The following is a 26,730-nucleotide window of genomic DNA, read 5'->3' on the forward strand; positions in this document are numbered from 1 at the left end:
ACTGAGGACAGCGTCGAGGAGAAGGCCGAAGGGATGAGCCGACGGAATGATCCGACGGAATGATCCGACGGAATGAGCTGACGGAATGAGCTGAGAAAAGACATCGGGACGAGCAGGAGAAGTACGCCGGTATCGCGGTGTGGCAGCTCGAAGGGCTTCGTGGGGGCGTCATGGACAGTGAACTGAATGACTGGCGCAGCCAGTTGGCCGATCAGCCGGTACCGGACCTGCCCATGGACCGGCCACGCACACCGGCACGGTCCCCCGAAACGGCGGTGATCGAGTTCCAGGTGCCGGCGGACACGACGGAGCGGTTGCGAGCTCTGCCCGGTGACCTGGGCGCGACTCTGCTCGCGGCGTTGAGCACCCTGCTGGGACGGTATTCCGCCACGGACGACGTGTCGCTGGTGGCCGGCACGACGGTGACGCGTACGGATCTGTCGGGCGATCCCACGTTCCGCGAAGTGCTGGGACGGGCGGGACAGAGCTCGCCGGACCAGTCGCGCACCACTCTCTTCCCCGTCTGCTTCGGCTACACCGATTCAGAGGGGAGCGGGCGACACCTCTCGCCCGAGGACCAGGCGGAGTTCGATCTGGGGGTGCGCCTCGGCGACAGGGAGAACGGGGGACTGGGCGGCGAAATCCAGTACAGCACCGCCCTGTTCGACGCGACGACGGCGCAACGGATGGCGGGACACCTGGTCACGCTCCTGACCTCCGCCGCCCTGAACGCCGACCAGCCGGTGGGCGACCTCGTCATCCTGACCGCCGCTGAGCGTGATGAGTTGGTGGGGGAGTGGCAGGGCGCTGTGGTGTCTCTTCCCGAGGTGGGTGGAGTGCATGAGGTGATCGCCGCGCGGGCGTTGTCGATGCCGGATGCGGTGGCGGTGGTCGCTGGCGGTGGGGTGTTGACGTACGGCGGGTTGATGGACCGCGCGAACCGGCTGGCGCATTACTTGCGTGGGTTGGGGGTTGGTGCGGAGTCGGTGGTGGGGCTGTGTCTGCCGCGTGGGGTCGGCATGGTTGTGGCGATGGTGGCGGTGTGGCAGGCCGGTGGTGCGTATCTGCCGCTGGATCCCGAATACCCGGTGGAGCGGCTGGAGTTCATGCTCGCCGACAGCGGAGCGAGGGTGCTGATCGGGCACCGGTCGGTGGCCGAGGTGGTTGAGCGGCTGCCGGTGGATTCGGTGGTGTGGCTGGACGATCCGGCCGTCGCCGATGGCCTCCCGCCGTCCACGGCCCCCGAAGTCCCTGTACGTCCTGATCAGTTGGCGTATGTGATGTATACGTCGGGTTCGACGGGGCGGCCGAAGGGTGTGTTGGTTGCTCATGGTGGTGTGGTGAATCTGGCGTTGGTGTTGCGGTCGGCGTTGGGTGTGGGGCCGGGTGTGCGGGTGTTGCAGTTCGCGTCGTTCAGTTTTGATGCGGCGGTGCTGGATGTGGTGGTGACGCTGGCCGCGGGTGGGGTGTTGGTGGTGGCTGGTGGTGGTGAGCGGGTGGTGCCGGGTGCGTTGATGGCTTTGGTGGGTGCTGAGGGTGTGGGGGCGGCGAGTGTGTCGCCGTCGTTGTTGGGGGTGTTGGAGCCGGGTGGGCTGTCGGGGGTGGGCAGTCTGTTTGTGGGTTCGGAGCGGGTGGGTGGCGAGGTGGTGGCGCGGTGGGCGTCGGGTCGGCGGATGGTCATCGGGTATGGGCCGACTGAGGTCACGGTGATTGCGTGTGCCGGGTTGGTGGGGGCGGGTGTTGTCGGTGCGCCGTCGATTGGTGGGCCGTTGGCGAATACGCGGGTGTATGTGCTGGACGGGTCGCTGCGTCCGGTGCCGGTGGGTGTGGTGGGGGAGTTGTTTATTGCGGGTCGGGGTGTGGCGCGGGGGTATGGGGGCCGTGGTGCGCTGACGGCGGAGCGGTTTGTGGCGGATCCGTTCGCTGGGGATGGCAGTCGTATGTATCGGTCGGGGGACCGGGTGCGGTGGCTGGCGGACGGCACCCTGGATTTTGTGGGGCGGGCGGATGGCCAGGTCAAGGTCCGTGGGTTCCGGATCGAGCCGGGTGAGGTGGAGGCGGTACTCGCCTCGCATCCGATGGTCCGTTCCGCTGTGGTGACGGTGTGGGGCGAGGGTGATGACCGTCGTCTGGTGGCGTATCTGGTTCCGGCTGATCTGGGTGTGGGTGTTCCGTCGGTTGGTGGGCTGCGGGAGTTCGCGGGTGGGCGTCTGCCGGCGTTCATGGTGCCGTCGGTGTTTGTGGAGTTGGCGGCGTTGCCGTTGACGGTGAACGGGAAGCTGGACCGGGCCGCGTTGCCCGAACCGGAGGGTGTGCGCCTGGAGTTGGATGTCTTCGTGGCGCCGTCGGGTGCCACCGAGGAACTGCTGGCCGGGGTGTGGGCCGGGCTCCTGGGTGTGGACCGGGTGGGTGTGACCGACAACTTCTTCGAGCTGGGCGGGCATTCCCTGCTGGCCACGCGGGTGGTCTCCCGTATCCGGGATGTGTTCGGGGCCGACATACCCGTCGCGACGATATTCGACCATCCGACCGTGCGAGACCTCGCCGGAGTCATCGAGGGGTTGGGCAGCCGCGGTGTAGTCGTGGCGCCGATGGCCGTGAGTGGCAGGGACGAGGCGTTGCCGCTGTCGTTCGCTCAGCAACGGCTGTGGTTCCTGGACCGCCTGGAGCCGGGATCTTCGGAGTACAACCTGCCGTTGCCCATCCGCTGGGACGGGGACCTGCGGGTCGACGTGCTGGTTGCGGCCCTTGGCGGGGTGGTGGCGCGGCACGAGGTCCTGCGGACCCGGCTGGTCGAGGGCGAGGACGGGGTCGCCTATCAGGTGATTGATCCGCCGGCGCCGTTCGTGCTGCCGGTGGTCGACGTCTCCCGCGACGCCGATGCGCTGAGCGCGGCCGAACGGCTGATCGCGCAGGACGCGTCGACGCCCTTCGATCTGGCCGCCGGTCCGCTGGTCCGGGCCGTGCTCATCCGGCTGGCCGCCGACGAGCACGTTCTGGCCCTGTCGGTGCATCACGCGGTCTTCGACGAGTGGTCGGATCACATCTTCCAGCGTGAACTGTCTGCCTTGTACGAGGTGTTCCGCGCGGGTGAGCCGGATCCGTTGCCGCCGCTGCCGGTGCAGTACGCCGACTTCGCGGTGTGGCAGCGGGAGTGGCTGGACGGGGAGGTACTGGAGGCACAACTCGACTACTGGCGCGCACAGTTGGCGGGGGCTCCGGCGCTGGAGATGCCCACGGACCGGCCCCGGCCGGCGGTGCGGTCGTCCGCGGGAGCGGTGGCCGGCTTCGCGGTTTCGCCGGAGACGGCGGAGGTGTTGCGGAGGCTGTCGCGTGAGTGTGGCGTGTCGATGTTCATGACGCTGTTGGCGGCCTTCGATGTGTTGTTGGGGCGGTATGCGGGGTCGGAGGATGTGGTGGTGGGCACGCCGGTGGCGAACCGGAACCGTGCCGAGACGGAGGACCTGATCGGGTTCTTCGTCAACACCCTTGTGATGCGGGCTGACTTGTCGGGAGACCCCACGTTCCGGGAGTTGTTGGGCCGGGTGCGGGAATCGGCGTTGGGTGCGTACGCGCATCAGGATGTGCCCTTCGAGCAACTGGTGGAGGCGCTGGTCACCGAGCGGGACCGGTCGCGGAGTCCGCTGTTCCAAGTGCTTTTCAGCTACGTGGCGGAGCGCGGCGCGTACGTGAACCCGGGCGCGCTGCCCGTCAAGTTCGACCTGGCGGTGAAGCTCGGGGACAGCGGCGATGGACTGGCTGGGGAGATCGAGTACAGCACCGCGCTGTTCGACGCGGTGACGGTGGAGCGGTTGGCGGGGCATCTCGTCGCGGTGCTGGAGGCCGTTGCCGCAGACGTGGATCGGTGTGTTGGTGATCTGGCCGTGGTGGGGGCTGAGGAACGTAATCGGCTGGTGCGGCAGGGGAGTGGTGTGGTTGAGCTGCTGCCGGGTGTGGGTGGGGTGCATGAGCTGATCGCTGCGCGGGCGTTGGCGGGTCCGGATGCGGTGGCTGTCGTGTCGGACGGTGGGGTGTTGACGTATGGCGGGTTGATGGTGCGGGCGAACCGGTTGGCGCATTACTTGCGTGGGTTGGGGGTTGGTGCGGAGTCGGTGGTGGGGCTGTGTCTGCCGCGTGGGGTTGACATGGTGGTGGCGATGGTGGCGGTGTGGCAGGCGGGGGGTGCGTATCTGCCGTTGGATCCTGAATACCCGTTGGAGCGGCTGGAGTTCATGCTCGCCGACAGCGGTGCGAGGGTGCTGATCGGAGACCGGTCGGTGGCCGAGGTGGCTGAGCGGCTGCCGGTGGAGTCGGTGGTGTGGCTGGATGATTCGGCCGTCGCCGATGGCCTCCTGCCGGCTGTGGCGCCCGAAGTCCCTGTACGCCCAGACCAGTTGGCGTATGTGATTTATACGTCGGGTTCGACGGGGCGTCCGAAGGGTGTGCAGGTCGCGCATCGCAGTGTGGTGGGCATGGTGACCGGACTGGGTCCGGTGTTGGGTGCCGGTCCTGGTGTGCGGGTGTTGCAGTTTGCGTCGTTCAGCTTTGATGCGGCTGTCCTGGACGTGGCGGTCACGCTGGCCTCGGGCGGAACACTGGTGGTGGCGAGCAGTGCTGAGCGCACCGCCCCGGAGGCCCTGACGGGGATGATCGGCGCCCAGGGCGTGGATGCGGCGAGCGTGGTGCCGTCCCTGCTCGGGGTGCTGAACCCGGAGGAAGTCCCCGGTATTGAGACGCTGTTGCTGGGTGCGGAGCGGCTCACCCGGCAGGTCGCGGAGGCGTGGGCGCGGGGCCGCACGCTGGTGAACACCTACGGTCCCACCGAGGCGACCGTCATGGTGACCGCCGGTGCGGTCGACGCGGACGCACACGTGGTCCCGCCGATCGGCGCTCCGGTGGCGAATGCCCGTCTGTATGTCCTGGACGCGCGGTTGAGTCCGGTGCCGGTCGGTGTTGCGGGTGAGGTGTACATCGCGGGCCCGCAGGTCGCCCGCGGCTACCGTGCTCAGCCCGTGCTCACCTCAGAACGCTTCTTGCCCGACCCGTTCGCCGCGGACGGCACCCGCATGTACCGCTCCGGCGACCGGGCCCGCTGGCTTGCGGACGGCACCCTCGACTTCATCGGGCGGGCGGACGATCAGGTCAAGGTCCGCGGGTTCCGTATCGAACCCGGCGAGATCGAGGCCGTACTCGCCACCCACCCCCGGATCCGCACCGCCGTCGTGACAGCCTTCGGCGACACCGAAGACCGCAAGCTCGTGGCCTACCTCGTACCCGCCGACCAGACCGACGGCATCCCCTCCGTCGCCGACCTCCGTGCTTTCGCGGGCGAGCACCTCCCCACCTACATGATCCCGGCAGTCTTCCTGCCGCTCATGGATGTCCCCCTCAGCTCCAACGGCAAGCTCGACCGCTCCGCACTACCGCTTCCGGACGGCGGGTGGCGGGCGGAGTCGGGTGAGTTCGTGGCTCCGGCCACGATGACCGAGGAGCTGTTGGCCGGTATATGGCAGCACCTGCTGGGTGCGGACCGGATCGGGGTCACGGACAACTTCTTTGAGCTGGGCGGGCATTCGCTGCTCGCGACTCGCGTCAACTCCCGCATCCGGGAGCTGATGGCGGTCGACGTACCGCTGTCCGCATTGTTCGACCGCCCGACCGTGCGCGAGCTGGCCGTCGTCGTCGAGGGAGCGGGTCAGGCGATTGCCGTGCCGCCGGTGGTGGCGGTGGGCCGGGACGAGCCGCTGCCGCTGTCGTTCGCCCAGCAGCGGCTGTGGTTCCTGGACCAGCTCGAACCCGGCTCGGCCGAGTACAACATCGCGCTGCCCGTGTGGCTGAGGGGCGAGAAGCCGGACGTGGAGGCGCTCAACGCGGCTCTGACCGCGCTCACAACCCGGCACGAGGTGCTGCGGACCCGGCTGGTGGCCGGCACGGACGGTGTTCCGTACCAACTGATCGACCCGCCCACGGAGTTCGCGCTGCCGCTGGTGGACGTCTCCGGCGAGCCGGATCCGGTGAACGCCGCGCGCGACCTGGTGGCGGTGGACGCGAGGGTGCCGTTCGATCTGACAAACGGTCCGCTGATCCGTGCCACGCTCGTCAGGCTGGCTCCCGACGAGCACGTACTGGCCCTGTCGGTGCACCATGTCGTCTTCGACGAGTGGTCGGATCGAGTCTTCCGGCGTGAGCTTTCGGCCTTGTACGGGGCGTTCCGTGATGGCGGGACGGATCCGTTGCCGCCGCTGGCCGTGCAGTACGCGGACTTCGCGGCCTGGCAACGCCATTGGCTCACCGGCGACGTGCTCGACCTTCAACTCGGTTATTGGAAAGGAACGTTGGCGGGAGCTCCGGTGCTGGAGCTACCCACCGACCGGCCGCGTCCGCCGGTTCGGTCCAGCGAGGGCGCGGCTTTGCGGTTCTCCGTTTCTGAGCGGACGGCTCAGACGCTGAGGCAACTGTCGCGCCGGAGCGGCGTGACCATGTTCATGACGTTGCTGGCCGGGCTCGACGTCCTGCTGAGCCGGTATGCGGGGTCGGACGACGTGGTCGTGGGCACGCCCGTCGCTCACCGGAACCGGACCGAGACGGAAGACCTGATCGGGTTCTTCGTCAACACCCTGGTACTGCGCACCGACTTGTCCGGTGACCCCTCCTTCGCCGAGCTGCTCGGGCGCGTGCGCGAATCGGCGCTCGGTGCCTTCTCGAACCAGGATGTGCCGTTCGAGCAGCTCGTCGACGAACTGGTCACCGAGCGGGATCGTTCCCGTACGCCGCTGTTCCAGGTCATGTTCAACTACGCCGCCCGGGACGCCGACGACACCCGTGGTCCCGCCGAGGAGGACCGAGGCACTGGCCCGGGCCTCGGCGACCACGCCGACGCGGGGGCGTTGTCCGCGGACGTGCTGGCCGACAGCCTTCCCGCGAAGTACGACCTGCTGATCACGCTGGGCGACAGCGACAGCGACAGCGGCGCTGGTGGCGGCTGCCTGGTCGGTGAGGTGCAGTACAGCACCGCTCTGTACGACGCCACCACCATCGAGCGGATGGCCGGGCATCTCGTGACGCTGCTGGAGTCGGTCGCCGCCGATGCCCAGCGGCCGTTGTCACAGGTCCCCATGCTGCCGGCGGACGAGTGGAACCTCCTGGTGGACGAGTGGAACGCCACTCCGACGCTGCCCTCCGCCGTCGCCCCCCGGGGTGTCCACGAGACGATCGCGGCACATGCGGCCGAACGGCCGGACGCCGTGGCCGTGGTCTGCGGCGGGCGCCGGCTGACCTACGCGGGACTGATGGAGCGCGCGAACCGGCTGGCACACCAGCTGCGCGCGGCCGGTGTGGGTCGCGAGACGGTGGTGGGGCTGTACCTGGAACGCGGTCTCGACCTGGTGACGGCCATGCTGGCGGTGTGGCAGGCGGGCGGCGCCTACCTCTCGCTCGACCTGGGTTACCCGCCCGAGCGGCTCGGGTTCATGCTCGCCGACAGCCGTGCGACGGTCGTGGTGACTCAGTCGCACCTGTCCCATGCCATGACCCATGCCGTGACCGACATACGGGCCGAGGCGCCGGACGCCGACCCGGCCGCGCTCTTGGTGGTGGACCTTCCGGCGACAGCCGCCGCGATCGCCGCGCAACCGGTAACCGCGCCCTCGACGACCACTACCGCCCCGGAACAGCTTGCCTACGTGATCTACACGTCGGGTTCGACCGGGCGACCCAAGGGCGTGCTGGTTCCGCACGCCAACGTGCACAGCCTGTTCGAGGCCGCCGACAACACCGGCACCTTCGGACTCGACCCGGATGACGTGTGGAGTGTGAGTCACTCCTCCGCGTTCGACTTCTCGGTGTGGGAGATCTGGGGCGCACTGACACACGGGGCCCGCTGCCTGCTCGTACCGACCGAGACCGTGCGGGAGCCGTGGCTGCTTCACGACGCGCTCGCCGCCGAGGGCGTCACCGTGCTCAGTGCCACACCGGAGCTCTTCCGTCAGCTGGCGGACGTCGGCGAGGCCGGCCGTATGCTCACTGACCTGCGGTTCGTCGTGTTCGGCGGCGACGCTCTGCACCAGGCACACGTGGCACGGTGGGCCGTCACGCGGGGACTCGACGCCTCCGCCCTCGTGAACATGTACGGCATCACCGAGACCACGGTCCACGTCACCCACCACCGGATCGACGCCACAGACCTCGACGCCGACCTGAAGGTACCCATCGGCCTTCCCCTGCCGGGGTGGCAGGTGTACGTCCTGGACGAGCACCTGAGGCCGGCCCCGGTCGGCGTACCCGGTGAGCTGTACATCGGGGGCGCCGGGGTGGCGCGTGGCTACGGGGGCCGACCGGCGCTGACGGCCGAGCGGTTCGTGGCCGATCCGTTCGCCGAGGACGGCTCGCGGCTCTACCGGTCGGGCGACCGGGCACGCCGACTGCCCGGCGGTGTCCTGGAGTTCCTCGGGCGCGCCGACAAGCAGGTCAAGGTTCGCGGATTCCGTATCGAACCCGGCGAGATCGAGTCGCTGCTGACCGCACACAGGGGGGTGCGATCCGCAGTGGTGGACGCTTTCGGGGACGGCCCCGAACGCCGGCTGCTGGCCTATCTGGTGCCCGCCGATCCCGCCGAGGGCATCCCCTCACCGGCCGAACTGCGCGACCTTCTACGGCAGAACCTCCCCGACTTCATGGTTCCGGCTGCCTTCGTCGAATTGGCCGCACTGCCTCTGACCTCGAACGGCAAGCTGGACCGGGCCGCGCTGCCCCGGCCGGACCAGGCGCACCCGCAGGACGACTTCGCCCCACCGACCGGAGTCACGGAGGAACTCCTCGCGGACATCTGGGCCCACGTGCTCGACGTGGAACGCGTCGGAGCCAACGACAACTTCTTCGAGCTGGGCGGCCACTCCCTGCTCGCCACCCAGGTGGTCTCCCGGATCCGCGAGGCGTTCGCGGTCGAGACCCCCCTCGCTGCCCTCTTCGACCAGCCGACCGTACGTCGACTCGCGGCGTCCCTCGACGAGCCGGTCGCCAACCCCGCCATCGTCCCCCCGGTGACACCGGCGGACCGCGGCCGGCCGCTGCCGCTGTCATTCGCCCAGCAACGACTGTGGTTCCTGGACCAACTCGCACCCGGCGCGGTGGAGTACGCCCTCCTGTCACCCGTCGGCTGGAGCGGCTTCCTGGATGTGGCGGCGTTGGGTGGGGCGTTGTCGGGTGTGGTGGCGCGGCATGAGGTGTTGCGGACGCGGTTGGTGGCGGATGGGGAGGGTGTTCCGCGTCAGGTGATTGATGGGCCGGTGTCGTTCGTGCTGCCGGTGGTGGATGTGTCGGGGGAGGTGGATCCCGGGGCTGTTGTGCGGGCTTTGGTGGCGGTGGACGCCGCGGTTCCCTTCGACCTCGCGGCCGGACCGCTCGTACGGGCGACGCTCTTCCGGCTCGCACCCGACGAGCATGTACTGGCGTTGGCCATGCACCATGTCGTCTTCGACGAGTGGTCCGACCGGATCTTCCACCGTGAACTGATGGCCCTGTACGAGGCCTTCCGGTCGGGCGAGCCGGATCCGCTCCCCTCGCTGCCTGTCCAGTACGCCGACTTCGCGGTCTGGCAGCGGGAGTGGCTGACGGGCGAACTGCTCGACGAGCAACTCACCTACTGGCGAACCCAGTTGGAGGGCGCACCGACCCTCGACCTGCCGACTGACCGGCCTCGTCCGCCGGTTCGTTCCTCGGTGGGTGCGTCGGTGCGTTTCGCTGTGCCGGATGGGGTGGCGGGGGCGTTGCGGGGGTTGTCGCGCGAGTGTGGCGTGTCGATGTTCATGACGTTGTTGTCGGTGTATGCGGTGCTGTTGGGGCGGTATGCGGGGTCGGAGGATGTGGTGGTGGGCACGCCGGTGGCGAACCGGAATCGTGCCGAGACGGAGGATTTGATCGGGTTCTTCGTCAACACCCTTGTGATGCGTGCTGACTTGTCGGGTGATCCGTCGTTCCGTGATGTGTTGGGCCGGGTGCGGGAGTCGGCGTTGGGTGCGTACGCGCATCAGGATGTGCCGTTCGAGCAGTTGGTGGAGGCGTTGGTCACCGACCGGGACCGGTCGCGTACCCCGCTGTTCCAGGCCCTCTTCAACTACGACTTCGTCGAGAGCGACACGCACTCCGGGGATCGTCCCGCGACGGGTCGGACCGTCGACAGGAGCGGCAGCGCCGCCGACATGGTCGTCGCGAAGTTCGACCTCCGCCTGGTCCTGAGCGACGACGGTGACCGCATTGCCGGTGAGTTCGAGTACAGCACGGCGTTGTTCGACGCGGTGACGGTGGAGCGGATGGCCGGACACCTGGTCACGCTGCTGGAAGCAGTGGCGGCGGGTGCGGGCCGGCCGGTGGCCGAGCTGCCGCTGCTGACCACCGACGAGAGCGATCAACTCGTGCGGGAGTGGAGCGGCACCGTCGCGTCTCTCCCCGGGGTGGGTGGGGTGCATGAGCTGATTGCCGCGCGGGCGGTGTTGATGCCGGATGCGGTGGCGGTGGTGTCGGGTGGTGTGGCGTTGTCGTATGGGGGGTTGTTGGGTCGGGCGAATCAGCTTGCGCATTACTTGCGTGGGGTGGGGGTGGGTGCGGAGTCGGTGGTGGCGTTGTGTCTGCCGCGTGGGGTGGACATGGTCACGGCTGTTCTGGGTGTGTGGGGGGCGGGTGCGGCGTATGTGCCGTTGGATCCGGAGTTTCCGGTGGAGCGCCTGGCGTTCATGCTCGCGGACAGTGGTGCGTCGGTGTTGGTCGGTACCGGCGACATCCTGGACGAGCTGCCGGTGGGGCGGTTGCGGACTGTGGTCGTGGACGACCCGATGGACTGTGCGCGGTTGGCTGGTATGCCGACCGTGTCACCCGAAGTGCCCGTGCAGCCTGACGAGTTGGCGTATGTGGTTTATACGTCGGGGTCGACGGGGCGGCCGAAGGGTGTGCAGGTCACGCATGGTGGGTTGTTGCAGTACACGGTGGGTGTGGTGGAGCGGTTGGGGTGGTCGGGGGTGGGGGGCCGGTTCGGGTTGTTGCAGTCGGTGGTGACGGATCTGGGGAACACGGTGGTGTTCGGGTCGTTGGTGTCGGGTGGTGTGTTGCATGTGGTGGGTGCGGATGTGGCGGTGGACGGTCGGGCGGTGGCTGGGTATTGGCGGGCGTGGGGGATCGATTTTGTGAAGGTGGTGCCGTCGCATCTGGCGGCGTTGGCGGCGGGGTGTGGTGGGGGTCTGGGGGGTTTGGTGCCGGCGCGGGGTGTGGTGCTGGGTGGTGAGGGTGCGTCGGGGGTGTGGCTGGGGGAGTTGGTGGCGGCTGCGGGGGGGCGGGTGGTGGTCAACCATTACGGGCCGACGGAGTCGACGGTGGGTGTGCTGGCGGGGCCGTTGGGTGGGGATGGTGTGGTGTCGTTGGGGCGGCCGTTGGCGGGTTCGCGGGTGTATGTGCTGGATGGGGCGCTGCGGCCGGTGCCCATCGGGGTGGCGGGTGAACTGTTCATTGCGGGTGGGCAGTTGGCGCGGGGTTATCGGGGTCGGGGTGGGTTGACGGCGGAGCGGTTTGTGGCGGATCCGTTTGCTGGGGACGGGTCGCGGATGTATCGGTCGGGGGATCGGGTGCGGTGGTTGGTGGATGGTCGGGTGCAGTTTTTGGGGCGTGTTGATGATCAGGTGAAGGTGCGGGGTTTCCGTGTTGAGCCGGGTGAGGTGGAGGGGGTGCTGGCGGGGCATCCGTTGGTGCGCGCTGTGGTGGTGTCGGCGTGGGGTGAGGGTGTGGAGCGTCGGCTGGTGGCGTATGTGGTGCCGGACGATGTCGGGGACGGTATTCCGTCGGTGGGTGAGTTGCGGGGGTTTGTTGGGGCGCGGTTGCCGGAGTACATGGTGCCGTCGGTGTTCGTGGAGTTGGCTGAGCTGCCGTTGACGGCGAACGGGAAACTCGACCGCACCGCCCTCCCCGAACCACAAGGAGTCCAGGGCAGTGGAGTGGACGGATTCGTTGCTCCGACCACCGAGACCGAGGAACTGCTGACCGGGATTCTGTCCGAGGTGCTCGGCTTGGACCGCGTCGGTGCGGCAGACGACTTCTTCGAGCTCGGTGGGCATTCGCTGCTTGCCACCCAGGTCATCTCCCGGGTCCGTGAGGTGTTCGGGGTCGAGGTACCGCTCTCGGCTCTCTTCGACCAGCCGACGGCACGAGGGCTGGCATCTGTCATTGAGGAGTCTGCCCGGGAGATCGCGCCTTCGGTGACGTCGGCCGACCGAGGTCAGGACCTGCCGCTGTCGTTCGCGCAGCAACGCCTGTGGTTCCTCGACCAGTTCGACCCCGGCTCCGCGGAATACATCGCCCCGGCACACGTACGCCTACGGGGGCACTTGGACGTGTCCGCGTTGGGTGCGGCGTTGTCGGGCGTGGTGGCGCGGCATGAGGTGTTGCGGACGCGGTTGGTGGCGGGTGCGGAGGGGGTGGCCTATCAGGTGATCGACGCACCTGCGTCGGTCCCGTTGCCGGTCGTGGACGTGTCGGGTGCGGTGGATCCGCGGGCGGCTGCGCGGGTGTTGGTGGCGGTGGATGCGGGGCGCGCGTTTGATCTGTCGGCGGGTCCGTTGGTGCGGGCGGTGTTGGTCCGGCTGGCGGTGGATGAGCATGTGCTGGCGTTGGTGATGCATCACGTGGTGTCGGACGAGTGGTCCGGGCGGATCCTGCGGCGTGAGCTGTCGGCTCTGTACGAGGCGTTCCGCGATGGCGGGCCGGATCCGTTGGTGCCGCTGGAGGTGCAGTACGCGGATTTCGCGGTGTGGCAGCGGCAGTGGCTGACCGGTGAGGTTCTGGAGGAGCAACTGGCGTACTGGCGGGGGGTGTTGTCGGGGGCTTCGGTGTTGGAGCTGCCGACGGACCGGGCGCGTCCGGCGGTGCGTTCCACCGAGGGCGGCGTGGTGGGGATACGGGTGCCGGCCGCGACCGCTCAGGCTTTGCGGACGCTGTCGCGTCGTGGTGGGGCGACGATGTCGATGACGTTGCTGGCGGCGTTCAGCGTGCTGCTGGGCCGGTACGCGGGTACGGACGATGTGGTGGTCGGTTCGCCGGTGGCGAACCGGAATCGTGCCGAGACGGAGGACCTCATCGGCTTCTTCGTCAACACCCTGGTGATGCGGGCCGATCTGTCGGGCCATCCGTCCTTCGTTGAACTGCTGGGCCGAATCCGGGAGATGGCACTGGGCGCGTACGCCCACCAAGACGTGCCCTTCGAGCAACTCGTCGACGAACTCGTCACCGAACGCGACCGATCCCGCAGCCCCCTCTTCCAAGTCCTCTTCAACTACGACACGGCAGAAGCAGAGGGCGACGCAGGCGGTCAGCCGGGCGATCTCGTCTGGAAGAACGCGGCCGACGAGTCGGGTGGATCGGGCGGACTCTCCCCCGACGGCCCGATGCCGATCAGTTTCGATCTCGCGCTCAGGCTGGGGGACAGCGGCGAGGAACTGGCGGGAGAGCTGCAGTACAGCACCGCGCTGTTCGATGCCTCCACGATCGAGCGAATGGCTGGACACCTCGTCTCACTGCTGGACGCCCTCGCCGTGGACGCGAACCGGCCGGTTGCCGCGCTTCCGCTGCTGACCGCCGCTGAGCGCGATCAGTTGGTGGGGGAGTGGCAGGGCGCTGTGGTGTCTCTTCCCGAGGTGGGTGGAGTGCACGAACTGATCGCCGCACGGGCGCTGTCGATGCCGGATGCGGTGGCGGTGGTCTCGGGTGAAGTGTCTTTGACGTACGGCGGGTTGTTGGCACGGGCGAATCGGCTGGCGCACTACCTCCGGGGTCGGGGAGTGGGTGCGGAGTCGGTGGTGGGGCTCTGCCTCCCGCGCGGGGCCGACATGATCACGGCCGTTCTGGGTGTGTGGCGGGCGGGAGCGGCGTATCTGCCGCTGGATCCCGAATACCCGGCCGAGCGCCTGGAGTTCATGCTCGCGGACAGCGGCGCGAAGGTGCTGATCGGGCACCGGGATGCGGAGGCACTCGGCGCTGTCGTCGACGACGTGGTGGTGCTGGATGACCCGGCGGTTGCTGAGGCGTTGGCGGGTCTGCCGTCCACAGCGCCCGAGGTGTCGGCGGTTCCTGATCAGTTGGCGTATGTGATTTATACGTCGGGGTCGACGGGGCGGCCGAAGGGTGTGCAGGTTGCTCATGATGGTGTGGTGAATCTGGCGTTGGCGTTGCGGTCGGCACTGGGTGTGGGTCCGGGTGTGCGGGTGTTGCAGTTCGCGTCGTTCAGTTTTGATGCGGCCGTGCTGGATGTGGCGGTGACGCTGGCTGCGGGTGGGGTGTTGGTGGTGGCCGGGAGCGCTGAGCGGGCTGCTCCGGGTGCGTTGGGTGGGTTGATCGAGGCGCAGGGTGTGGGGTCGGCGAGTGTGTCGCCGTCGTTGTTGGGGGTGTTGGAGCCGGGTGGGCTGTCGGGGGTGGGCAGTCTGTTTGTGGGTTCGGAGCGGGTGGGCGCTCAGGTGGTGGCGCGGTGGGCGTCGGGTCGGCGGATGTTCAACGGGTATGGGCCGACCGAGATCACGGTGATTGCGTGTGCCGGGTTGGTGGAGGCGGGTGTCGCTGGTGCGCCGTCGATCGGTGGGCCGTTGGCGAATACGCGGGTGTATGTGCTGGACGGGTCGCTGCGTCCGGTGCCGGTGGGTGTGGTGGGGGAGTTGTTCATCGCGGGTCGGGGTGTGGCGCGGGGGTATGGGGGCCGTGGTGCGCTGACGGCGGAGCGGTTTGTGGCGGACCCGTTCACTGCGGACGGTAGCCGCATGTATCGGTCGGGGGACCGGGTGCGGTGGCTGGCGGATGGGCGGTTGGACTTTGTCGGTCGGGCGGATGATCAGGTCAAGGTTCGTGGGTTCCGTATCGAGCCGGGTGAGGTCGAGGCGGTCCTGGCTTCGCATCCGCAGGTCCGTGCGGCGGTGGTGACGGTCTTCGGTGACTTGGGGGATCGTCGTCTGGCGGCGTATCTGGTTCCGGTCGATCACAGTGTGGGTGTTCCGTCGGTTGCTGGGCTGCGGGAGTTCGTGGGTGGGCGTCTGCCGGCGTTCATGGTGCCGTCGGTGTTTGTGGAGTTGGCGGCGTTGCCGTTGACGGTGAACGGGAAGCTGGATCGGGCGGCGTTGCCCGAACCGGAGGGTGTGCGCCTGGAGTTGGATGTCTTCGTGGCGCCGTCGGGTGCCACCGAGGAACTGCTGGCCGGGGTGTGGGCCGGGCTCCTGGGTGTGGACCGGGTGGGTGTGACCGACAACTTCTTCGAGCTGGGCGGGCATTCCCTGCTGGCCACGCGGGTGGTCTCCCGTATCCGGGACGTGTTCGGGGCCGACATACCCGTCGCGACGATATTCGACCATCCGACCGTGCGAGACCTCGCCGACGCGGTCGAGGGCGCCGCGCGGGGTCTGGTCGTACCGTCTGTACGGGCTGCCGATCGCGACCAGGTGCTGCCGCTGTCGTTCGCCCAGCAACGACTCTGGTTCCTGGACCACTTGGAGCCCGACTCGACCGAGTACAACCTGCCGTTGCCCATCCGGCTGGACGGGGCGCTCGACGTGGCGGCCCTCGGAGCGGCCCTGGACGCTGTGGTGGCGCGGCACGAGGTGCTGCGCACCCGACTCTCCGACGGTGTCGACGGAGTGGCGTACCAGGTGATCGACCCGCCCTCGGGGATCCCGATGCCGGTGGTCGACGTGTCCGGCGACGCCGATCCGCTGAGCGCGGCCGAACGGCTGATCGCGCAGGACATGACAGCACCCTTCGATCTGGCGACCGGACCCTTGATCCGGGCCGCGCTCATCCGGCTGGCCGCCGACGAGCACGTCCTGGCGCTGGCGATGCATCACGTCGTCTTCGACGAGTGGTCGGGCAGGATCCTGCGGCGCGAACTGGCCGCTCTGTACGAGGCGTTCCGGGCCGGCCGGCCCGATCCGCTGCCGCCACTGCCCGCGCAGTACGCGGACTTCGCCGTGTGGCAGCGGGAGTGGCTGGCCGGAGAAGCCCTGGACAGCCAACTTGACTACTGGCAGCGCAAGTTGGAGGCGCTTCCCGTGCTTGAGCTGCCGACCGATCGCCCTCGGCCGCAGAAGCGCTCCCCGGAGGGAGGGGCGACCCGGTTCACCGTCCCGGCGGAGACCGCGGAAGCGCTGCGGGCGCTGTCGCGCGAGCACGGCTCCACGATGTTCATGACGCTACTGGCCGCCTTCGACGTGGTGCTCGGCCGCTATTGCGGAGCGGACGACGTGGTGGTGGGTACACCGGTGGCCAACCGGAACCGTGCCGAGACCGAGGACCTGATCGGCTTCTTCGTCAACACCCTGGTGATGCGCACCGATCTGTCCGGGGACCCGACCTTCGGTGAACTCCTCGACCGGGTACGGGAAGCCGCGCTGGACGCCTACGCCCACCAGGACGTGCCCTTCGAGCAGCTGGTGGACGCGCTGGTCACCGAGCGGGATGGCTCTCGTACACCGCTCTTCCAGGTCTTCTTCAACTACGCCATGGAGGACCCGCGGGACGGCACGAGCCTGCTGGAACAGGGCGACGGCCCGGCGAGGGGCGAGGTGCGGATCAAGGACGCGGACACGGCACCGCGGGGCGCCTTGTTCGACCTGACGCTCAGGTTCGGCGACGCCGGCGAAGGCGCGCTCTCGGGCGAGATCGAGTACAGCACCGCACTCTTCGACCCCACGACGGCGGAGCGGCTGGCCCGGAGTCTGGCCGCCGTACTCGATGCCGTCGCCGACGACGCGGGACAGCACGTGGGTGATGTGTCGGTGGTGTCGGTGGGTGAGGTTGAGGGGTTGGTGCGGGGTGGGTGTGGTGCGGAGTTGGCTTTGCCTGGGGTGGGTGGGGTGCATGAGCTGATCGCGGGGCGGGCGTTGGCGGGTCCGGATGCGGTGGCTGTCGTGTCGGGTGATGTGTCGCTGACGTATGGCGGGTTGATGGTGCGGGCGAGTCGGCTGGCGCATCACTTGCGTGGGTTGGGGGTTGGTGCGGAGTCGGTGGTGGGGCTGTGTCTGGGGCGTGGTGTGGATTTGGTGGTTGCGGTGGTGGCGGTGTGGCAGGCGGGTGGTGCCTATCTGCCGTTGGATCCTGAATATCCGTTGGAGCGGCTGGAGTTCATGCTCGCCGACAGCGGAGCGAGGGTGTTGATCGGGCACCGGTCGGTGGCGGAGGTGGCTGAGCGTCTGTCGGTGGAGTCGGTGGTGTGGCTGGACGATCCGGCCGTCACCGATGGCCTTCCGGCTGCGGCTCCTGAGGTTCTGGTTCGTGGTGGTCAGTTGGCGTCGGTGATTTATACGTCGGGGTCGACGGGGTGGCCGAAGGGTGTGTGGGTGTCGCATGGGGCGTTGGTGGGGGTGTTTGGGGGGTGGGAGGTTGCTCATTTTGGTGTGGGGGTGGGGTTGCGTTGGTTGACGGTGGCGAGTGCGAGTTTTGATGTGTTTACGGGTGATGTGGTGCGGGCGTTGTGTTCGGGTGGGGTGTTGGTGGTGGGGCGGGTTGGTTTGCAGGTGGATGTGGGTGAGTGGGTGGGGGTGTTGCGGGGTGCTGGGGTGAGTGCGTTGGAGTGTGCGCCGCGGTATGTGGATGAGTTGGTGGGTTATGTGGAGCGCGGTGGGGGGCGGGTGTGGTTGGGGGGTTTGCGGTTGGTGGTGGTGACGACGGATGTGTGGCGTTGGGGTGGGGTGGTGCGGGCGCGGGCGGTGCTGGGTGAGGGGGTGCGGTTGTTGGTGGGTTATGGGGTGACGGAGGCGGCGGTCGATTCGACGTTCTGTGTGTTGGGTGGGGTGGGTGTGGTGGATGGGCCGGTGCCGATTGGTGGGCCGTTGCCGAATGTGCGGGTGTATGTGCTGGACGGGTCGCTGCGTCCGGTGCCGGTGGGTGTGGTGGGTGAGTTGTTTATTGCTGGTGGGCAGTTGGCGCGGGGGTATGGGGGTCGGGGTGGGTTGACGGCGGGGCGGTTTGTGGCGGATCCGTTTGCTGGGGACGGGTCGCGGATGTATCGGTCGGGGGACCGGGTGCGGTGGGTGGTGGAGGGGGAGCTGGAGTTTCTGGGGCGGGTGGATGAGCAGGTCAAGGTGCGTGGTTACCGCATCGAACCCGGCGAGATCGAAACGGCGTTGGTGGCTCATCCCGGAGTGCGCGCCGCTGTGGTGAACGTGTTCGGGGAGGCCGCCGATCGTCGACTGGTCGCCTACCTGGTGCCGGCGGAGCCGGCAGTGGGCGTACCGGCGGTGGGGGAGCTGCGGGAGTACCTGAAGCGGACTCTGCCGGACTTTATGGTCCCGGCCGTCTTCACGGAGCTGGCCGCGCTGCCTCTGACCCCGAACGGGAAGGTCGACCGGGCCGCGTTGCCCGAACCCGACGGCATACGCCCGGACCTGGACGGGTTCCTCGCTCCCGCCACGGCTACCGAGGAACTGCTCGCCGGAATCTGGGCACAGGTCCTCGGCGTCGACCGGGTCGGCATCCACGACAACTTCTTCGAACTCGGTGGCGACTCGATCATCAGCATCCAAGTGGTCGCGCGGGCCCGGGAGTTCGGGATCCATGTCACCGTGGCCCAGCTGTTCGACCACCAGACGGTGGCGGGTCTTGCGACCGTGTCGGCGAGCCGGAGCACGGCCGATGCCGAACAGGGCCTGGTCATCGGTGACTTCTCCTTGTCCCCGATCCAGCACTGGTTCTTCGAACAGGAACTGCGGGAGCCCGCGCACTTCAACCAGTCGATGCTGCTGGAGGTCACCGGACGCCTTGAGCCCGATCTGTTGCGGGTGGCCATGGTCTCGGTGCTTGAACAGCACGACGCGCTGCGGTCGAGGTTCGTCCGTGAGGGAGACGGATGGACCGGCCGGCTGATGGCGGCCGAGCCGGCCGATCTGGTGCGGGTCTTCGAGACCACCGGCCTTGACGACGAGGACGAGTGGGCGTTCCTGGACACTCGCGGTCAGGAGGCCCAGGCCAGTCTCGACCTGGCGGACGGGCCACTGGTGAGGCTGGTCGTGTTCGACCGGGGCGAGGCGGGAGGCGGGGGCGAGCGGCGAGGCGGAGGGCAGCTGCTGTTTGTCGTGGCGCACCACATGGTGGTGGACGCGGTGTCGTGGCCCGTACTGCTGGAGGACCTGGCGGTCGCCTATGGGCAGGTCGAACGCGGGGCCGCCGTGAACCTGCCGACGAAGACGACCTCGTACATGCGCTGGTCGCAGCGGTTGGCCGAACTGGCCGGTTCGCCGGAGCTGATGGCCGAGGCGGAGCACTGGCGTGCGGCCGAGGCCGATGCCCGGCCGCTGCCCCGGGACCATGACGGGGCGAACAGCATCGCCTCGGCCAGGCAAGTGTCCGTCGCGCTCGGCGAGGAACAGACCGAACAACTCCTGCGGGATGTCCCGAGCGCCTTCGGAACCCAGATCAACGACGTCCTGCTGAGCGTGCTCGGTTCGGTGTTCACGGAATGGTGCCGCACCTCGACGGTCCTGGTGGACCTGGAAGGCCACGGCCGTGAGGACGTGGGCGACGACATCGACGTGTCGCGGACGGTGGGCTGGTTCACCAGCGTGTATCCGGTGGTCCTGGGCGGGGCGTCGGGAGGCGACCCGGGCGAGGCGCTGCGGCGCACGAAGGAGTACTTGCGCGCGGTGCCGCGCAAAGGCCAGGGCTACGGCCTGCTGCGCTATCTGGCCGACTGGGACCCGGCACCGGGCGCGAGCGCGGAGGTGGCCTTCAACTATCTCGGTCAGACAGGCCAGGCGGTCGGCGCGGGCAGCGGCTTCGGAGGGCGCTTCACCCCGACGGGCCGGGCGCTGGGCACCCCACAGTCCGTACAGGGAAGTCGTACGCACCTGATCGAGATCAACAGCCAGATCGCCCTCGGCCGCCTTGAGCTGGTCTGGACGTACAGCGACCAGGTGCACGAGGAAGCGACGGTACATCGCCTCGCGCGACGCTACATCAAGGTCCTCGGCGACTTGATCGAGCACTGCTGCCGCTCCGGCATCGGCGGCTACACGCCCTCCGACTTCCCCCTGGCCGACCTGGACCAGGACCTTCTCGACCGCATTCAGCAGCGCTTCGACTCACCCGAACCACCCGGTGGGATCGCCGACTTCGGAGGAGCATCATGACGGCATTCGACGCGGCGGCCGACCGGCAGGGCCGGACGAGTGGGACCGGTCGTGGGGCCGGCAACGGTGCGGGCGGTGGGGCAGGCCGTGGGCCCGGCGGCCGGGCGATCGAGAACATCTATCCGCTGACCGCGTTGCAGCAGGGCATGTTGTTCCACACCGAACTGGCCGACGAACCCGGCATGTACTGGGTCCAGGACGGGCTGCTGATGGAGGGCGAGCTCGACCTGGACGCGCTGCGCCGGGCGTGGGAGCTGATGTTCGCCCGGCACGAGGTGCTGCGGACCACCGTCGTAAGGGACGGAGTCGCCGAGCCGCTGGCGGTGGTGTCCCGGTCGGTCCCCCTGCCGTTGCGGGTGGTGGACCTGTCGCACCTGGACGAGGCGGCCCGACGTGTCCGGCTCGACGACTACCTCACGTCCGACTGGGAGCAGGGTGCCGACTTCACGGCCCCGACTCTGGCGCGCATAGCCGTGCTCCGCCTGGCGGCCGACCGCCATCAACTGGTGTGGAGCTACCACCACTTGCTGCTGGACGGGTGGAGTGCCCCGATCGTCATCGGGGAACTGCTGCAGGCCTACGACGCGTTCCGCACGGGCGACGAACCGCGGCTCCCGGCACGCAGGCCCTTCCGTGACTTCGTCGCCTGGTTCGCCGCGCAGGACATGGACGAGGCACGGGCGTACTGGCGCCGCCGGCTCGCGGGGGTCACCGAGCCGACCTCCCTCGGGATCGAACGCGCCATCGGTGAGCAGGGCCCCGGCGAATCCAAGGTGCCACTGTCGGCGGAGGTGGCCGGAGCCGGGGTCGGGGTCGGACTGGCGGACTTCGCGCGTCGGCACCGGCTCACGCTGAACACCGTGGTGCAGGCGGCGTGGGCCGTGGTGATGGGCCTGTACTCCGGCAGCGACGACGTCGTTTTCGGCGTGACCTCCTCGGGTCGCGACGGTCGGCTCGACGGCGTGGACTCCATGGTGGGAATGCTGCTCAACACCACACCCGTGAGAATCCACCTCGACCGCGAACAGCCCGTGGCGGCCTGGCTCGTCGGGCTTCAGGAAGAGCAGGTACGGGCCCGGCAGTTCGAGCAGACGCCCCTGGTCACGATCGCGGCGTGCAGTGAACTGCCGCCCGGCAGAGCACTGTTCGACAGTCTCTTCGTCTTCGAGAACTTTCCGGTCCGGGAACTCGAAGCGCGACAGCGGAACTCCGCGGCAGACAGCCTGAAAGCCGGTGCCAACTACGGTCGCGAGCAGGCCAATTACCCCCTCAGCGTGACCGCCAGCTCCGGACGCGAACTCACCATCACCTTCTCCTACGACCGCTCCAAGTTCGACGCGGAGTCGATGGACCGCATGGCCGGCCAGCTGGCCCGGGTCCTGGAGTCCTTCATCGAAGACCCAGAGCGGCTGCTGGGTGATGTGTCGGTGGTGTCGGCGGGTGAGGTTGAGGGGTTGGTGCGGGGTGGGTGTGGTGCGGAGTTGGCTTTGCCTGGGGTGGGTGGGGTGCATGAGCTGATCGCGGGGCGGGCGGCTGTGTCGCCGGATGTGGTGGCGGTGGTGTCGGGTGATGTGTCGCTGACGTATGGCGGGTTGATGGCCCGTGCGAATCGGTTGGCGCATCGTCTGCGTGGGTTGGGGGTTGGGGCGGAGTCGGTGGTGGGGCTGTGCCTGGGGCGTGGTGTGGATTTGGTGGTTGCGGTGGTGGCGGTGTGGCAGGCGGGTGGTGCCTATCTGCCGTTGGATCCTGAATACCCGTTGGAGCGGCTGGAGTTCATGCTCGCCGACAGCGGAGCGAGGGTGCTGATCGGGCACCGGTCGGTGGCCGAGGTGGCCGAGGTGGCCGAGGTGGCCGAGGTGGCTGAGCGTCTGTCGGTGGAGTCGGTGGTGTGGCTGGACGATCCGGCCGTCACCGATGGCCTTCCGGCTACGGCTCCTGAGGTCCTGGTTCGTGGTGGTCAGTTGGCGTCGGTGATTTATACGTCGGGGTCGACGGGGTGGCCGAAGGGTGTGTGGGTGTCGCATGGGGCGTTGGTGGGGGTGTTTGGGGGGTGGGAGGTTGCTCATTTTGGTGTGGGGGTGGGGTTGCGTTGGTTGACGGTGGCGAGTGCGAGTTTTGATGTGTTTACGGGTGATGTGGTGCGGGCGTTGTGTTCGGGTGGGGTGTTGGTGGTGGGGCGGGTTGGTTTGCAGGTGGATGTGGGTGAGTGGGTGGGGGTGTTGCGGGGGGCTGGGGTGAGTGCGTTGGAGTGTGCGCCGCGGTATGTGGATGAGTTGGTGGGTTATGTGGAGCGCGGTGGGGTTCGGGGGCGGGTGTGGTTGGGGGGTTTGCGGTTGGTGGTGGTGACGACGGATGTGTGGCGTTGGGGTGGGGTGGTGCGGGCGCGGGCGGTGCTGGGTGAGGGGGTGCGGTTGTTGGTGGGTTATGGGGTGACGGAGGCGGCGGTCGATTCGACGTTCTGTGTGTTGGGTGGGGTGGGTGTGGTGGATGGTCCGGTGCCGATTGGTGGGCCGTTGCCGAATGTGCGGGTGTATGTGCTGGACGGGTCGCTGCGTCCGGTGCCGGTGGGTGTGGTGGGTGAGTTGTTTATTGCTGGTGGGCAGTTGGCGCGGGGGTATGGGGGTCGGGGTGGGTTGACGGCGGGGCGGTTTGTGGCGGATCCGTTCGCTGGGGACGGGTCGCGGATGTATCGGTCGGGGGACCGGGTGCGGTGGGTGGTGGAGGGGGAGCTGGAGTTTCTGGGGCGGGTGGATGAGCAGGTCAAGGTGCGTGGTTACCGCATCGAACCCGGCGAGATCGAAACGGTTCTGGCCGGACACGACAGGATTCGGACCGCGGTCGTGGTGGCGAGGGGGGACGACGCGGACCGCCGACTGGTCGCCTACCTTGTGCCGGCGGGCCAGGGGGAGAGCAGTCCGTCGGTAGGTGATCTGCGGGCGTACGCCGGTGAGCGGCTGCCCGACTTCATGGTCCCGTCGGTGTTCGTCGAGCTTGACGAACTGCCCCTCACCCCGAACGGGAAGGTCGACCGGGCCGCGTTGCCCGAACCCGACGGCATACGCCCGGACCTGGACGGGTTCCTCGCTCCCGCCACGGCTACCGAGGAACTGCTCGCCGGAATCTGGGCACAGGTCCTCGGCGTCGACCGGGTCGGCATCCACGACAACTTCTTCGAACTCGGTGGGCACTCGCTGCTCGCCACCCAGGTCGTCTCCCGCATCCGCACGGTGTTCAGGGTCGAACTACCCCTCTCCGTGTTATTCGACCGGCCCACGGTCCGGGACCTGGCGGCGGCGGTCGAGAACTCGACCAAGGAGATCTCGGCGCCGCCCGTCACGCCGGTCAGCCGCGACGAGCCCCTCCCGCTGTCCTTCGCGCAGCAGCGGCTGTGGTTCCTGAACCAACTGGAACCCGGCTCACTTGAGTACAACGTGCCGCTCTTGGTGCGATGGCCGGGCGACCTGGACGTCGAGGCCCTGGTCGCCGCACTGAGCGGAGTGCTCGCGCGGCACGAGGTGCTGCGGACCAGGCTGGTGGCCGACGCGGACGGGGCGGTCCACCAGGTCGTCGACCCGCCGGCGCCGATTCCGGTCTCGGCCACGGACGTGTCCTGGTACGCCGATCCGGTGACGGCTGCGCGAGAACTGGTGGAGGCGGAGGTGATGACGCCGTTCGATCTGGCGGCCGGGCCCCTCGTCCGCGCCACGCTCATCAGGGTCGCCGCCGACGAGCACGTGCTGACGCTGGCCATCCATCACGTGGCCTTCGACGAATGGTCGGTGCGGATCCTCCGCCGTGAACTCTCCGCCCTGTACGAGGCGTTCCGCGCGGATGAGCCGGATCCGTTGCCGCCACTGCCGGTGCAGTACGCGGACTTCGCGGTGTGGCAGCGCGAGTGGCTGACCGGAGACGTACTCGACGACCATCTCTCCTACTGGCGACGGCAGTTGAAGGATCTCCCCGCACTCGAACTCGCCACGGACCGACCACGTCCGGCCGTTCGGTCCACCGAGGGAGCCGTCACCGAGTTCACCGTCTCCGCGCACACGGCTGATGCCCTACGAGCGCTGTCCCGCAAGAGCGGCACGACGATGTCCATGACCCTCCTGGCCGCCTTCGACGTGCTCCTGGGCTGGTACGCCGACACAGACGACGTGGTGGTGGGCACGCCGGTGGCCAACCGGAACCGGGCCGAGACGGAAGACCTGATCGGCTTCTTCGTCAACACGCTGGTGCTGCGGACCGATCTCTCCGGCGACCCGTCCTTCAAGGAGTTGCTCGGACGCGTACGAAACGTTTCCCTGGCCGCCTACGCCCATCAGGACCTGCCCTTCGAACACCTCGTGGACGACCTTGTCGTGGAACGGGACCGGTCCCGCACGGCGCTCTTCCAGGTGTTCTTCAACTACACGCCTGACAACAGCGACCACAGTGCGCACCACGAGGCGCACGACGGCACCGGCAACGACGGATCCGCGATGGCCGCGCCGGCCACGACCTCGGTGAACTTCGACCTGTCGCTGATGCTGGGAGACCGCGACGGCGGCCTGGCGGGTGCGATCGAGTACAGCACCGCGCTGTTCGACGCGGCGACCATGGAGCGCATGGCCGAGCACTTGGTCGTGGTGTTGGAAGCCGTGGCAGAGGATGCGGGGCGACGCGTCAGCGAGGTGTCGGTGCTGACTGGCGCTGAGCGGCGGCGGGTGGTCGAGGAGTGGAATGGGGCTGTTGAGCCGCTGCCGACGGCAGGTGGGGTGCATGAGCTGATCGCGGGGCGGGCGTTGGCGGGTCCGGATGCGGTGGCTGTGGTCGGTGGCGGTGGGGTGTTGACGTATGGCGGGTTGATGGTGCGGGCGAGTCGGCTGGCGCATCACTTGCGTGGGTTGGGGGTTGGTGCGGAGTCGGTGGTGGGGCTGTGTCTGCCGCGTGGGGTCGGCATGGTGGTGGCGATGGTGGCGGTGTGGCAGGCAGGCGGTGCGTACCTGCCGCTGGATCCCGAGTACCCGGCCGAGCGGCTGGAGTTCATGCTCGCCGACAGCGGTGCGACGGTGCTGATCGGAGACCGGTCGGTCGCCGAGGTGGCCGAGGTGGTTGAGCGGCTGTCGGTGGAGTCGGTGGTGTGGCTGGATGATCCGGCCCTCGTCGATGGCCTTCTGCCGTCCGCGGCTCCTGAAGTCCCGGTTGACGGTGGCCAGTTGGCGTATGTGATTTATACGTCGGGGTCGACGGGGCGTCCGAAGGGTGTGCAGGTCGCGCATCGCAGTGTGGTGGGCATGGTGACCGGACTGGGCCCGGTGTTGGGTGCCGGTCCGGGTGTGCGGGTGTTGCAGTTCGCGTCGTTCAGTTTCGATGCGGCTGTCCTGGACGTGGCGGTGACGCTGGCGTCGGGTGGCGCGTTGGTGGTGGCGAGCAGTGCTGAGCGCGCCGCCCCGGAGGCCCTGACCGGGATGATCGGCGCCCAGGCGGTGGGTGCGGCCAGTGTGGTGCCGTCGCTGCTGGGTGTGCTGAACCCGGGCGAAGTCCCCGGTATTGAGACGCTGTTGCTGGGTGCGGAGCGGCTGACCCGGCAGGTTGCGGAGGCGTGGGCGCGGGGCCGCACGCTGGTGAACACCTACGGTCCCACCGAGGCGACCGTCATGGTGACCGCCGGTGCGGTCGACGCGGACGTGGCCGTGGTCCCGCCGATCGGCGCCCCGGTGGCGAACGCAGGCCTGTACGTACTGGACGCGCGCCTGAGTCCGGTGCCGGTCGGTGTTGCTGGCGAGGTGTACATCGCGGGCCCGCAGGTCGCCCGCGGCTACCGCGCCCAGCCCGCCCTGACCGCCGAGCGCTTCCTGCCGGACCCGTTCGCCGCGGACGGCACCCGCATGTACCGCTCGGGCGACCGGGCCCGCTGGCTGGCGGAAGGGCAGTTGGACTTCATCGGGCGGGCGGACGATCAGGTCAAGGTCCGCGGGTTCCGTATCGAACCCGGCGAGATCGAGGCCGTACTCGCTGCTCATCCGCAGGTCCGCTCGGCGGTGGTGGCGGCGTTCGGTGACACCGAAGACCGAAAGCTCGTGGCCTACCTCGTACCCGAGGACGCGTCGGAGGGCATACCGGCGGTCAACGACCTCCGGGACCATGTCCAGCGGAGTCTGCCGGCCTTCATGGTTCCGGCCGCGTTCGTCGAACTGGCCGCCCTGCCGCTCACCCCCAACGGCAAACTCGACCGCTCCGCCCTGCCTGAACCGGACGGGGCACGGCCGGAGTTGAACGAGTTCGAGGTGCTGTCCGGCGACGTCGAGGAGGTGTTGGCGCGCCTGTGGGTGCAACTGCTGGGCGTGGACAGGGTCGGGGCCACGGACAACTTCTTCGAGCTGGGCGGGCATTCGCTGCTCGCCACCCAGGTGGTCTCCCGGATCCGGGAACTCTTCGAACTCGACATACCGCTGGCCGCGCTGTTCGACCAACCGACCGTGCGAGGTCTGGCAGCCGTCGTCGAAGAGCGCATCTTGTACGAGATCGAGCACATGTCGGAAGCCGAAGTGCTGCGGAGCCTGGACGTTCACGAACAGGGCGCAGAGTCTGACGAGAACGGGGTTTCCTCATGACC

2 protein-coding genes are annotated in these 26,730 nt (G+C 68.5%); both read left to right on the forward strand.

All coding sequences use genetic code 11. The features are described 5' to 3' along the window. Positions 1 to 131: 131 nt before the first annotated feature. Complete coding sequence (locus OG407_RS42935) at positions 132 to 20,135, forward strand: non-ribosomal peptide synthase/polyketide synthase (RefSeq protein ID WP_405868898.1); 20,004 nt, start codon at positions 132 to 134, stop codon at positions 20,133 to 20,135. Then, positions 20,132 to 26,728: an amino acid adenylation domain-containing protein gene (locus OG407_RS42940; RefSeq protein WP_405865899.1), complete on the forward strand. Its 6,597-nt coding sequence runs from the start codon at positions 20,132 to 20,134 to the stop codon at positions 26,726 to 26,728. The genes OG407_RS42935 and OG407_RS42940 overlap by 4 nt, the downstream gene beginning before the upstream one ends. Positions 26,729 to 26,730 lie beyond the last annotated feature (2 nt).

The sequence above is a fragment of the Streptomyces sp. NBC_01515 genome (assembly GCF_045040345.1).
GTDB lineage: Bacteria > Actinomycetota > Actinomycetes > Streptomycetales > Streptomycetaceae > Streptomyces.

Excerpts from the sequence above, each read along its gene's own strand:
- OG407_RS42940 (WP_405865899.1), top strand. The coding sequence starts at position 20,132 with ATGACGGCATTCGACGCGGCGGCCGACCGGCAGGGCCGGACGAGTGGG.